The organism is Spirosoma sp. (assembly GCF_026391055.1).
GTDB lineage: Bacteria > Bacteroidota > Bacteroidia > Cytophagales > Spirosomataceae > Spirosoma.
The window spans coordinates 92082-104231 of record NZ_JAPLET010000030.1 but is presented as its reverse complement, the minus strand read 5'-3'; the positions used below and the strand labels follow the sequence as shown (position 1 = coordinate 104231).

Here is a 12150-nt window from a genome sequence, read left to right as displayed (position 1 = left end):
GCGTCATGCATGTAGGAAATTACATCGGTCTTGTTCAGAGCAGTGAACAGCAGTTGGCGAATGCGTTTGCACAGGTGGCCGACCATCATGGCGATGAGCCGGACATTTACCAGGTGTGCCAAACCCTGAGTGGTTGGTCGCAGCAGCACGTAACGGATCTGCAGCCGCTGGTTGACCGGTATGCGGCTACCAAAAACGATGAGCCGGACCGATTGTCGCAGACACTCTTCAAGGAGCCGCGTTCGGGGGGCTTGGCATTGCTGCGCGATCTGCACGATTTATACCTGTTGGCCAGCGAAGTAGAGTTATGCTGGGTGGTGCTGTTGCAGGCGGCCCGTGGCCTGCGCCATCAGGAGCTGGAATCCCGTTGCGAGGAGTTCGACAAAACCACAAAACGACAGATAACCTGGCTGATGACCCGCATTAAGCAAGCCGCCCCTCAAACGCTGATCGTGGCTGAGTAATGTGCCGATTCGTACAAGAAACAGCAGCCAGAACAAGTGGTGAAATGCCGTCTAGCCCGGTTGCTGGCTGAGCGACCGGGCTGTCTGTATACATAGGCCTAAAAACGTGAGGGCCCAGGCAATAAGCGCCACGTATAAACAGGCGTGTGCCGCGGGACGCAAAAAGGGCAGGCGCAGGGCTTCCGATAATCGCCAGGTACAGACCGTGTACATGCCCAGTGGAAAAACGAGGCTCCAGTAAGGTGGGCTGTAGGTAAGCGGTACTCTTTTGACCCCATGCTGCCATATTTCGAGCAGGATAATCAACGGGATCCACCAGGTAGCCGTGGCCCAGGCAAGGATACTGATGCCTTTGATGAAGGGCAGCATATCGACTAGTCCGGTGCCGACTGTCGTTTTGATGGTTTCGGTCAGGGTAGCTCCTGCCAGTGTTGTAATGGCAACGGCCCCCATGTCGATCCAATAAGGCGGGGTAAAGTTTTCGGCCTTTTCTGGCATGAACAGTAACCGGTACAGAATAAGCGTGACGAAAATGAAGTAAAAAAGAAACCCCAGCAAGAACGCGCATACCGTGCTAAGCAAACCGACAGCAGCTGAATAGGGGAGGTGGGGCGTTAGCAGCGTACCCAGCACCGCCAGCGACTGTGTCGAAACAACCAGTAGCAGCCAGGTGCCGTTGAGTCCTTTCTCCAACGTCGGTTTTTCGGATTCGACGATCGTGCCAACGAAAAACGTATACACGACCAGCACCCAAACTACCACCGCAAAAACCAAGAGCATCATTGCCCGCTCATTGTTCTGTTCCAGTAGTTTATATTGAACGCCCAGCACAGCGGAACCAGCCACGATTGTAAAGAAACCGGGCCCTTTGTCATGCGATGTTAACTCAGTAAGGAGGGCCGGGAAGAAGAAAAGCAATCGCCCGGCCAGAAGAATCATCAGGTAAACATACACTGCCTTGTTCAACCAAAATAAGGGGATACTGATCGTTTCCAGACCTGCCACGTGCGCTCCGATGGACACAATACCCGTTGCCATGATGAACGAAAAATAAACCGGCGGCAGGGACTGCGTCAGTTGCTGTAGTCGGGATGAACGCATAGGCGGAGAGTCCGGTGGTTGATGGGACTCTCTGTCAACAAAAAATACCTGTGGGCCAGCGGGGGAGACAGTTGGTTTTTCGGGAACGGCCTGCGGCTAAACTCGACTACTTCCTGCACCAACTTGCTCACAAACGAGCGTAAATGTGCGTTGTCGTGAAGTAAAACTGGCTGGAGAACGTAAACATCTGGGCAAAACCAGGGGTTAATTCAGTGACTAAAAAACTTCAACGAATGAAAACGATCAACTCTGTAGCGATAACTCTCTTTGCCTTTGCCGTTCTGGTTGGCTGTACACCGAAAATGAATTTTGTTAATTCCACGATTGCCCCGGCCGCTACCGGAACGATAAACGTGAAGAAAGACAAAAACAATAATTACAAAGTGACGGTAAATGTATCTAATCTGGCAGAGTCGAAAAAGCTCTCGCCTGCCAAGGAAACGTATCTGGTGTGGATGGAAGCGGATGGTAACTCCGTGAAAAAGCTGGGCCAGCTCGCTCCCCGTGGGAAAGCACTGAAAGGAGAACTGACCGCAACTGTGGTCGATAAGCCGAACGAAGTTTTTGTAACGGCCGAAGATAACCCGGAGATCGAGTATCCAGCCGGCGATGTGATCCTGACCACCCGGAAATAAGCGTAGGTAGGGGACCATTCTCTATCTATTTATAACTAACGCCGAATTCCTCTGTTGCGTGTAGACGGGCAATCTGCCCGATACACGACAATGGAAAACAAACCAAATACACCCGTATTGATTTTCGATATGGACGGAACACTGATTGACAGTAACCCGGCTCATAAGCAAGCTTACACCGAATTTCTCAAGCGACACGGTATCGAACTGACTGATGCTGATTTTATCAACTATATATCAGGGCGAATGAACCCCGATGTTATCAAGCACTTTTTCGGCGCCGACACAGACACTGAACGCATTCAGGAACTCACGAAGGAAAAGGAAACCCTTTTTCAGGATATATACGGGCCGCAGATCAAGGCTATCGACGGGTTGATCCCATTTCTGAACAGCGTTCGTGAAGCCGGATTCTTGATGGTTCTGGCTACCTCAGCGCCCATGATGAACGTCCGGTTCGTGTTCGATCATTTGCCTATTGAACAATTCTTTACCACAATCATTTCAGAGCAGGACGTTGAGGTTGGTAAGCCAGATCCAACCGTATTTCGCCGGGCGGCCGAACGAGTGATGGCCCAACCGGCAGACTGCCTCGTTTTTGAAGACTCCCAGGCCGGTGTTCAGGCCGCTCACGAGGCAGGAATGAAAGTAATTGTGCTAACAACCACCCACACGGCTGATGAGTTAGGCGCTGCCGAACTGGCCATCGGTGATTTCACGCAGGTGTCGGTTGCCCATCTACGCCAAATCATGCAACAAGCCGCGTAATTAGAGAAAGTCTTCTGGGTCCGGTTGGTTTTGCGCCAACCGGCATATCCTCCTGTTTGGTAGCGCCGAAGGTTCGATTTAATCTTGTTTTAATCTAATTCAGCGTCTGGTATAAAAAACAGACTAAGTGACAGGATAATTTCTGGTAATGGTTGTCGGCATCGGTTGGTGTTGCCAACGTCTCCTTCCTGGCAAATCGTTCAGTTTACGCGAGCGTAAATCCTGTTGCAAGCTCAAAGGTTGGTTTCAAGGCTTGTGAACCAGCCTGTGGCAATAGGGGGAACTGGTCGCTAAATTCATCTTACCAGGACATCAACCGACCATAAAAGTCACGTATTGTCGCGGAAAGGATATAAGTGGTACCGGATAGTATAAAATAAAGTTTACTCTATAGGCTTACATATGCTGCCAGCGAATGAAGAGGTTGGTACGGCTACTAACAACTACATACAGGGTGAGCCCGGTTCAACGAGCGGTACTCTGTACGATAACATGGTCAATAATCTTGATAATCTTCATTATGTAGGTGATTTGAGTAGCTACGTTCCCGGTAGTTTTTACGGAGGTCACCCCAATCCAACGCGGGCCAATCCATCCGGTGCAGGTCTATACACCCATTCGGGTGGGGTAGGCGTATGGCGTACCGGTAAGACGGGGGCTAACCCATTACCTGCCGACTGGCCCCCGCTGCCACTTACAAAAGCCCACCCCATTGAGGGCGATTACCAGAACCCCGGCGAAACCGATAACGCGGTACTGACATTTCAAAGCTCTACCAACGGCATTGTCGAGTATACCGCTTCCGGATTCAGGGGAACGATGAAAGGACACTTACTGGTCGCTTCCTTCGACGGTACCATCCATAAAATCACGCTCGATGATGCTGGTACGGCGGTTATCAGTACGCAGGGAAACAAACGGTTGAATGAAGATTTGCCCATCGCTTCAAACTTTGGTGCGGAGCCTATAGACCTGACCGTTCAGGGTGATAACGCTATTTTTCCCGGTACAATATGGGCTGCTTGCTATGGTGGAAACTCTATTTATGTGTTCGAGCCCGAAGAGGGCACGACTTGTGATGCGGTCTACAGTGCTACCGTGGATAACGATGGCGATGGCTTTAGTAATGCCGATGAAATCGACAATGGTAGTAATCCCTGTTCGCAGGCAAGCAAGCCTAAGGATTCGGACGGCGATGGACAGTCTGACTTCAATGATGCCGATGATGATAATGACGGCATTGCGGATACCAACGATCATTTTCCGCTGGATGCGGCCAATGGAAAGACGACCAACCTGCCAATCACCTATGAACTATTTAATAATGATCCTGGCCGAGGGCTGTTTGGGCTGGGCTTTAAAGGGCTGATGCTGCTCAAACAGAACGGGTTTAATTACCAGGATCTGTTTGATGAGCAGAATCTGGTAGCAGGCGGAGCCGTAGGTGCCTTATCAGTCGTGAGTGTTTCGTAGGGCGATCCGTACAATGCTCTGAACAATCAGGAAAATGCATTTCAGTTTGGCGTGAACGTAAGTCGCAGCACAGGTCCGTTTACGGTCAGAACCCGAATGCTGGGACCTTTCTTCAATGCTCCGCACGCCCGGGATCACTTTCAGGCGGTTGTCATTGGTAATAAACTTTACGCGGCCGGTGGTCGGCGGAGTTCGCAAAATACAGGTCAGACGTTCATGCTGACGGTGCCCGAAGTGGACATTTACGACTTTGCAACGGGCCAGTGGTCTACGTCAACAAACCCCATTCCGACGCAGCGGGCCGGTACGACAACGGTTGCACTGGACGGTAATGTGGTGGTTATTGGGGGCGAAAGCAGTCAGGCAACCGCCCATAATGAAACGGAGGCTTTTTCGCCAATGACGAAAAGCTGGCTTCGGCTGGCCAACTTACAGCAGGGCAGGCACGGTACACAGGCAATTCTCAATAACCAGGCAATCTATATTGTAGTTGGTTCCGGTTCGCAGGGGGGGAATTATGAACTTAGCTCTCAGGAGGTCTACTATAAGTCGGCGCCAACAACCCCCACCGGTACTCAACTGGCCCAGAGCCAGCTCGTATCGCCTACGTCCGGTGCCTTCGGGCAGGTGGCCGTTAGCTCAACCCAAAGTTCGTTGATCAAACTGACCAATTCGGGTGGTAATCAGGCGATACTGGTAACGGGAATCAGCTTGTCGGGCAGTACCAACTTTACCTTCCAGTCACCCATCACGCTGCCGTTCATTCTTCCGGTTGGTCAAAGTGTGGATGTGAAGGTCGACTTCAAGCCGTCGTCTACCGGCAGTAAAAATGGCAGTTTGGTCATTGCCCATTCCGGGGCTGTAGGAACCCTTTCGGTGCCGTTATCGGGTTCAGGAGTAAGCGGTAGTCAGCAGGCAGTAACTAGTTTTTCGCTTATAAATGCCGATAATGATCAGGTTATACGCGTACTGGCAAATAATGATGTGATCAATCTGCCCAGCTTCCAACACTAGTCCCACAACGGTAGGCAGCGTACTGATGGCCCTGAGCGGAACCCAGAATCAGGCCGCTTGGGAAACGACAGCGCCCTATGCCTTATTTGGCGATAATAACGGCGATTTTAACCCGTGGACACCCGCCGTAGGCAACTATACGTTGAACGGAACCCCTTATACCGGTCCTAATGGGGCTGGAACCGCCGGTAACCCGTTACGGATTACGTTCACGGTAACGAACACGGCCGGGGCGAAAGTGGCCGCGGAGAGCCTGCCGTTAACGGAACAGGGGCGGGGATGGCGTTTCTTTCCGAACCCGTCGTCGGGTGTGATTCGGATTGAACTGGAGCCCAACCATACGCTCCCCTTCACCGTTGATATTATGGATATAATGGGCCGGTCGCTGCTGCACGAGCGCAAAGAGAGTCTGGAGGCCGTAATGGTCAATCTACATGACTTCCTGCCGGGTATTTATATCCTTACCATCCGTTCCAAAACGGGTGTAGTGAGCCGTAAATTGATAAAACAATAACGTTCAGGCGGGTTAGGGTGCTGCGGGGGCATGACATTAAACGGGGCATGTCCCCGCAGCGCGTTTGATAGATAGCCCTACTGCATCGATAAAGTAGTGGTTGGTTCTGATATTATTATTGATTTGATCTACAGTAAAAGCCGACAAATGGGAGACTACGGGAACCAGCGTGGAGTGTGATGGTTTATACTCTGTGAATGCGTAGCACGACTGATCTTATACGACGAGGCTGGCAGCGGCCTTTGTCCCTTCTCTGGCAGGCAATGGGCGGGCTGCTGGTTCTGGCTTTGATGGCTGCCAGCACGGCACCCCCACGTACGCGCACGGTTCACTTCAGCTACAAGGCGGTGATCGGCGAGCTACCCGCCGGAACCCGGCAAGTCGACATCTGGATACCTGTTCCCCACAGCAGCGCATTTCAGCAAATTTCGGACTTGACTGTTGCCTCGCCATATCCCTATCAGTTCGACACGGCTCAGTACGGCAACCGGATGATGCATTTGCATTTGCAAAAGCCGCCGGGAAAAGAGTTTGCGGTAGAGATGCAGTTTACGGCTACCCGAAGAGAGCACATTCAGCCGCAGCAGCCAACGGGTAATGCCGAAGCAAAACGTCCCATTGATCCATATATGAAACGCTGGCTACAGCCCGACCGGCTGGTACCCATCGATGGATCGATTAAACGGTGGGCCAGGGCTGTTGTCGATTCGGCGGGGGCAAAAACGGACCTCCAGCGCGCAAGAGCCGTATACAATCACGTTATTGCCACTGTCAAATACGATAAAACCGGTACGGGCTGGGGGCGGGGAGATATTTATTACGCCTGCGATACCCGCCGGGGAAACTGCACCGATTTTCACGCCATCTTTATCGGCTACTGCCGGGCGTTGGGTATACCTGCCCGCTTCGCCATCGGGTTTTCCTTACCCACCGACCGTCCCGCCGGTCAGGTGAGCGGTTACCACTGCTGGGCTGAATTTTATAGTAAAGACCTGGGCTGGGTACCCATCGATGCGTCGGAAGCAGCCAAGAATCCCGCTCGGCGTGCCTATTTCTTCGGGGCTCATGATGAAAACCGAATTGAATTTAGTCTGGGTCGTGATCTGATCCTGTACCCTGGGCAGGTCCAGCCGTTGAACTACTTTATTTACCCACTGGTCGTTGCTGACGGACAGTCGCTTACACCCGTTATGCCCGCCATCACCTACCGCAATGCTGGCCGTTAACTTCTACTGACTACTGTTGCTAAATCGCCCCTAAACTGCTTTTCGGTTGATGAAAGAATAAAGATTCAAATAAGTTTCTGTAAACTGTTATTTTAGTATGTCTATGCTACTGTAAATAATATAAAAATAACTATTAGTTTACTTAAAATTAATTATAATACAAATAATATACTTTTTGGTAGAATTGTTACATGAATGATAATTCATTTTAGTAGTTTTATCAGCTTTATCATTTTCGGGCTATGAACTTACTGCCAGAAGGCGCTTTTCAGCATTGGCCTGGTCAAGTTTGCATCAGTTCGTCCGTGGCCATTGGTCCTTACTCAACACCGCAGAACGACAAACTAAACTCATCGTCTCCGTACTCACCTCATGCGTAAAGGAGCCCGACAGATTGGTTGTTAGGCGCTTAACTAAGTTAACGTTCGCAAGGAGGTATTTTATTAATGCACGGCGTGGCCAATAAGGTCAGGATGTACGTATACATGGAAAGTTTTTTAGAGCTTTGGTTTGAGACGTCTGAGCAGGGAGTCGCTTTCCTGAAGCCCATTTACCAGGAGTTGGATCAAATCACAACGTTTCATTGCCAGCGGGTTAACAAAACACTGGCTCAACTGCTGGGTAACTCCCCTGATGAACTGATCGGGGAAGTCATTGATCCGTTCGTTCCCTGGATACCGCAGGCTGATTTACTGAATAAGCAGTTAACCGTTTTGCAAACCGGAGAGCCCCGGAAGGGCCACTACTACTACCCTGAGAAGAAACGCTGGTTACAGGTCAGCCTGACCCGGCTTGCCGATCAGGTCGTGATGAGTTTTCTGGATGTGAACGAATACCATAAGCCAGCAGACCAGCCCCCGGTCCACCCACTCGCCCGCCTGTTTCTCTGGCAGGACACGAACAAACAGTCTGTCACACTAGCTGAAAACAACCAGTTATTGCAGACGATCATCGATACCAGCCCGACCAGTTTATGCCTGTTGCAGCCCGTTTGGCAGGAGGGAGTTATTGTTGACTTTCGCGCCCTTATCAGTAACCCACAGAGCGTTAGTATAACCGGGTTAGATTTAGATACGCTGCTGACCGGGTCGCTGCTCACGCTGTTTCCTCAATTTTTGCTGAATGGCATATTTGCCAAAATGGTCGACGTGGTGCTTACTGGCGAGGCTCAACGTTTTCAGATGATGGATGAATTGGTCCTGGGGGCATTCTGGGGAGATTTTTCGCTGGTTCGGGTTGGTGATGATATCCTGTTCAGCGTCAATGATATTACCCGGATAAAACAGGTTGAAGAAGAACTACGGACTGCCAATCTGGAACTGGAGCAACGGGTAGCCCAGCGCACGGCCGAAGTCCGGCAACTGTCGGCGTTACAGGGGGCTATCCTGAAATACGTTGGCTTAGGAGTGGCTGCCACAGATACCAAAGGTATTATTCAACTGGTAAACCCGGCATTGGAAGCCATGACCGGCTACCGGGCGGATGAGTTGGTAGGCCAGCGCACGACCGGTTCGCTACGGGAGCCGGTGCTGCACCAGCAACAGCTTGACCAGCTAAAGCTTGAATTGGGTGACGCTACCGAGCAGGGCGAAGAGGTAGTAGCCAATTATGTAGCCAGACATAATTTTTTACGCCTTGAAAATACCTTCCTGACAAAAGATGGACGTGTTATTCCGGTTCTGTCGACGGTGACCGGGCTTTACGATGAGCAAAGCGAATTGGTGGGCTACGTAGACATCAATACGGATATATCTTACCGGAAAACCGTTGAAGAGGCTCTGATGCAGGCCAGCCAACGCAGCCAGCTAGCCACAAAAGCCGGTAAACTGGGCATATGGGAATGGAATCTGCTAACCAATGAGCTGATTCTTGACGAGAATTTTTATACGCTGGTGGGTATTCCCAAGCGTACAGCCCTGGCCCGAATGAGCGATGTGGAGCCGCTGGTGCACCCCGGCGATCTGGCGTTTTTTATGGATAAGGTACAAGCCATTATTCAGAAACAGCAGCCTTTCGAGATCGAGTTTCGGATCATCTCCCCAATTGATGGGTCTATACGCTACATGAAGGCTGACGGGCTGGTCCTCCAGAACGAAAGTGGGCTAAGTGATCGAATGATTGGCGTACTCCGGGATCGTACCGCTAAACGGAAGGCTGACCATGCCCTCCGGGTTAGTGAACAACGCTACCGGTCGCTGGTCGACCATCTGAGTGCAGTTGTCTTCCAAGCCGATGCCGCCGGGTTGTGGACGTATCTTAATCCAGCCTGGGAGGTCATAACCGGTTTCTCCATTGAGGAGTCGCTCGGTCGCTTTTTTCTTGACTTTATTGTTGCTGACGATCAGCCCAAAATCACTTCCCAGTTTGATCACATTGTAGAAAGTAATAGGGAGGTGGTCAAACAGGTAATTCGTTACATTCACAAAGATGGGGGCTATCGATGGATGGAGGTCTTTGGCCAGATAAGCCGTAATCAGCAACTGGAAATAACGGGTGTTACGGGTACATTAACTGATATCACCGATCGCAAGCAGGCCGAGGAAGCCCTGATTGAAAGTGAACGGAGGTTCCGCGAAATCGCCGAAAATGTCGACGAGATGTTCTGGATTCGGGATATAAACTCGCCGGTATTCCTCTACATGAACCCGGTATTTGAACTATATAGCGGCCTTACCGTAGAGGCCCTGTACGAAGATCCGCTGATTTTTGCCAAGAGTATTATAGAAGAAGACCGCGCGGCAGTAGTGGCGGCTTTTATGAGTAATGAACCAAAATCTACTTTTCTGTTCAGGATTATTCATCCCGATGGTAGCCTTCGCTGGATCAATGCACGAATATTTTTACTGACCGATGAGGATGGGGTGCCCGTGCGTCGGCTGGGGGTAGCCACAGATGTGACAACCGCCATTGAAAAAGAGCAGATTCTGGAGGAGTCGCTGGCTAAAGAACGGGCTTTGAATGCGCTTAAAACACAATTTATTACAACAGCTTCTCACGAGTTTCGCACCCCTTTAGCCTCCATTATCTCAAGCGTCGAGTTAATAAAGTATTATGCCGGTCTGGAAGACCAGCTCGCAGAAAACACATTGATTAACAGGCACGTCCACTCGATTTCGAAGCAGGTCATGGCCCTGACGGACTTGATAGCGGATACGTTGACCCTGAGTAAGCTGGAAGAAGGGAAAACACTGATTCAGATAGAGCCGACTGATGTTGTAGCCCTCACGGAGGAGTTGATTGCATTTAACTTCAGCAATCGGGAGGATAAGCGACAAGTGGGGCTGGACGTAACTGGCTCTCCGGTTCCGGTGAGCGTCAATAAGAAACTGATGGCCCATGTATTATCGAATTTATTATCCAATGCCTTTAAATTTTCTGCCACCAGCCCAAAAGTACAAATCCGGTTTGAGCAGGAGTCTTTTCTTATTTCGGTGATCGATCAGGGCATTGGCATTCCACGCAAAGATGTACCACATCTTTTCGGTAAATTTTTTAGAGCGAGCAATGCATCTCATATCAAAGGGACTGGTTTAGGTCTGTCTATCTGCCTGGAATACATTACTTTACAGAGAGGTAGCATTGACATTGTCAGTACCGAAGGAGTAGGAACAACCTTCACGATTACCCTACCAATTCATAAACACTAAGCGTGTTATGAAACTAATAAGTACCTAATGTGGATTAATTAGGCACAATTAATTTCCAATACTAGTTTTTTTATATACTTGTTTTGCTTATTTTACTAACTTTTTGGCGTCAGTGGGAAGAGGTCAATAAATAGCCCGTCCTACTATATTGGTATTCTTCTCCTGGTATGAAAATAAAACAAGAACTATTCACAGGTACGAGTTGGAAAACACTCTCAGAAGCTGACGGCTTTAAGGCGTCTGCGTCACAGCTGGTCTTGGCTTTTGGGGAGCGTATCCTACTCAGCAATACCGACGTTTATGGGCAGCTTCGGGACCGATACCCAGCTGCCGCTATTGTGATTAACTCTACAGCTGGCGAAATCTTCAGCGATCATGTGGCCGATAATACCATTGTCGCTACAGCCATTACTTTCGATAAAACCACGGTCCGGACGGTACAGATCGACATCGAGAATTACCAGGAAAGTTACCGGGCCGGTCAGAAAATCGCTGAGGCACTGGACGATCCAGCGCTGGCCGCGTTGTTTATTGTATCGGATGGTAGCTGGGTAAATGGCAGTAAGCTGATCGATGCGCTGAATGACTCCCTACACCGCGTTGTTCCGATTACTGGCGGGCTGGCAGGCGATGCAACACGGTTCGCATCTACGCTTGTCGGGCTTAATGAGCCGCCAGCAACCGGTAAAATTGTGGGCATTGGCTTTTACGGCGATAGTCTTTGCGTGGGTACCAGTTCTATGGGTGGGTGGGATGTCTACGGACCCGAACGGGAGGTGACGCGTTCAGAATACAATGTACTGTTTCAGATTGGCGACACCCTGGCACTCGATCTGTATCAGGATTATCTGGGTAAATACGCTGAGGGCTTACCTTCGGCAGCTTTATTCTTCCCGCTATCTATGCGCACCACGGCCGACTCACCGCCACTGGTGCGCACAATCCTGTCTATTGATGAAGCCGCCCGTAGCATGACCTTCGCCGGGGACATGCCCGAAAAAAGCCTGGTGCGCTTTATGACGGCTAACCTCGACCGCATCATTGAAGCGGCTGCTACGGCTGCCCATACGGCTATGTCAGCACTTGCACCAACACCCGAACTGGTCATTCTGGTGAGTTGCGTGGGGCGAAAGCTGGTGCTGGGGCAGCGCACCGATGAAGAAGTGGAGGCCGTTCGGGATGTATTTGGCGAGGCCACCGTGCTCAGCGGATTTTATTCGTACGGCGAAATTGCCCCTACTGCACCCGGTGCCCGGTGCGAACTCCATAACCAAACAATGACCATTACCGCCTTTTCGGAGCAATAAG

General features: G+C 50.6%; 11 protein-coding genes. 10 read left to right on the top strand and 1 reads right to left on the bottom strand.

All coding sequences use genetic code 11. From position 1 onward, the window contains the following. Positions 1-5 precede the first annotated feature (5 nt). Positions 6-464 carry a molybdopterin oxidoreductase gene (locus NT073_RS29535; protein WP_297381346.1) on the top strand — a complete coding sequence of 153 codons (459 nt, stop codon included), beginning with the start codon at positions 6-8 and terminating at the stop codon, positions 462-464. Between the two features lie 51 nt (positions 465-515). Here the strand turns inward: NT073_RS29535 and NT073_RS29530 are convergent, their stop codons facing one another. Beyond that, a complete protein-coding gene (locus tag NT073_RS29530; protein ID WP_297381344.1) occupies positions 516-1565 on the bottom strand; it encodes a tellurite resistance/C4-dicarboxylate transporter family protein in 1050 nt (349 codons plus the stop codon). Positions 1566-1798: 233 nt separating this feature from the next. Here NT073_RS29530 and NT073_RS29525 point away from each other — a divergent pair, with 233 nt between their 5' ends. The 9 genes from NT073_RS29525 to NT073_RS29485 all read left to right on the top strand — a co-directional run bounded on the left by NT073_RS29525 (position 1799) and on the right by NT073_RS29485 (position 12149). Then, entirely contained in the window at positions 1799-2200 is a 402-nt protein-coding gene (locus tag NT073_RS29525; RefSeq protein WP_297381341.1) for a hypothetical protein, read from the top strand. 90 nt (positions 2201-2290) lie between these two features. Continuing rightward, a complete protein-coding gene (locus NT073_RS29520; protein WP_297381338.1) occupies positions 2291-2968 on the top strand; it encodes an HAD family phosphatase in 678 nt (225 codons plus the stop codon). 402 nt (positions 2969-3370) lie between these two features. Next, positions 3371-4441: a hypothetical protein gene (locus NT073_RS29515; protein WP_297381337.1), complete on the top strand. Its 1071-nt coding sequence runs from the start codon at positions 3371-3373 to the stop codon at positions 4439-4441. A 96-nt stretch (positions 4442-4537) separates the two neighbouring features. Then, positions 4538-5455 (top strand): kelch repeat-containing protein, encoded by a 918-nt coding sequence (locus NT073_RS29510; protein WP_297381335.1) that lies wholly within the window; start codon positions 4538-4540, stop codon positions 5453-5455. Positions 5456-5480: 25 nt separating this feature from the next. Beyond that, complete coding sequence (locus tag NT073_RS29505) at positions 5481-5969, top strand: T9SS type A sorting domain-containing protein (RefSeq protein ID WP_297381333.1); 489 nt, start codon at positions 5481-5483, stop codon at positions 5967-5969. 197 nt (positions 5970-6166) lie between these two features. Beyond that, a complete protein-coding gene (locus tag NT073_RS29500; protein ID WP_297381331.1) occupies positions 6167-7195 on the top strand; it encodes a transglutaminase-like domain-containing protein in 1029 nt (342 codons plus the stop codon). A 242-nt stretch (positions 7196-7437) separates the two neighbouring features. Then, entirely contained in the window at positions 7438-7575 is a 138-nt protein-coding gene (locus NT073_RS29495; RefSeq protein ID WP_297381328.1) for a hypothetical protein, read from the top strand. Positions 7576-7680: 105 nt separating this feature from the next. Continuing rightward, positions 7681-10842 (top strand): PAS domain S-box protein, encoded by a 3162-nt coding sequence (locus tag NT073_RS29490; RefSeq protein ID WP_297381325.1) that lies wholly within the window; start codon positions 7681-7683, stop codon positions 10840-10842. A 167-nt stretch (positions 10843-11009) separates the two neighbouring features. After that, positions 11010-12149, top strand: coding sequence for an FIST N-terminal domain-containing protein (locus NT073_RS29485; RefSeq protein ID WP_297381322.1), 1140 nt, complete (start codon positions 11010-11012; stop codon positions 12147-12149). Position 12150 lies beyond the last annotated feature (1 nt).

Excerpts from the sequence above, each read along its gene's own strand:
- NT073_RS29535 (WP_297381346.1), top strand. The coding sequence starts at position 6 with ATGCATGTAGGAAATTACATCGGTCTTGTTCAGAGCAGTGAACAGCAG.
- NT073_RS29530 (WP_297381344.1), bottom strand. The coding sequence starts at position 1,565 with ATGCGTTCATCCCGACTACAGCAACTGACGCAGTCCCTGCCGCCGGTT.
- NT073_RS29525 (WP_297381341.1), top strand. The coding sequence starts at position 1,799 with ATGAAAACGATCAACTCTGTAGCGATAACTCTCTTTGCCTTTGCCGTT.
- NT073_RS29520 (WP_297381338.1), top strand. The coding sequence starts at position 2,291 with ATGGAAAACAAACCAAATACACCCGTATTGATTTTCGATATGGACGGA.
- NT073_RS29515 (WP_297381337.1), top strand. The coding sequence starts at position 3,371 with ATGCTGCCAGCGAATGAAGAGGTTGGTACGGCTACTAACAACTACATA.
- NT073_RS29510 (WP_297381335.1), top strand. The coding sequence starts at position 4,538 with ATGCTGGGACCTTTCTTCAATGCTCCGCACGCCCGGGATCACTTTCAG.
- NT073_RS29505 (WP_297381333.1), top strand. The coding sequence starts at position 5,481 with ATGGCCCTGAGCGGAACCCAGAATCAGGCCGCTTGGGAAACGACAGCG.
- NT073_RS29500 (WP_297381331.1), top strand. The coding sequence starts at position 6,167 with ATGCGTAGCACGACTGATCTTATACGACGAGGCTGGCAGCGGCCTTTG.
- NT073_RS29495 (WP_297381328.1), top strand. The coding sequence starts at position 7,438 with ATGAACTTACTGCCAGAAGGCGCTTTTCAGCATTGGCCTGGTCAAGTT.
- NT073_RS29490 (WP_297381325.1), top strand. The coding sequence starts at position 7,681 with ATGGAAAGTTTTTTAGAGCTTTGGTTTGAGACGTCTGAGCAGGGAGTC.
- NT073_RS29485 (WP_297381322.1), top strand. The coding sequence starts at position 11,010 with ATGAAAATAAAACAAGAACTATTCACAGGTACGAGTTGGAAAACACTC.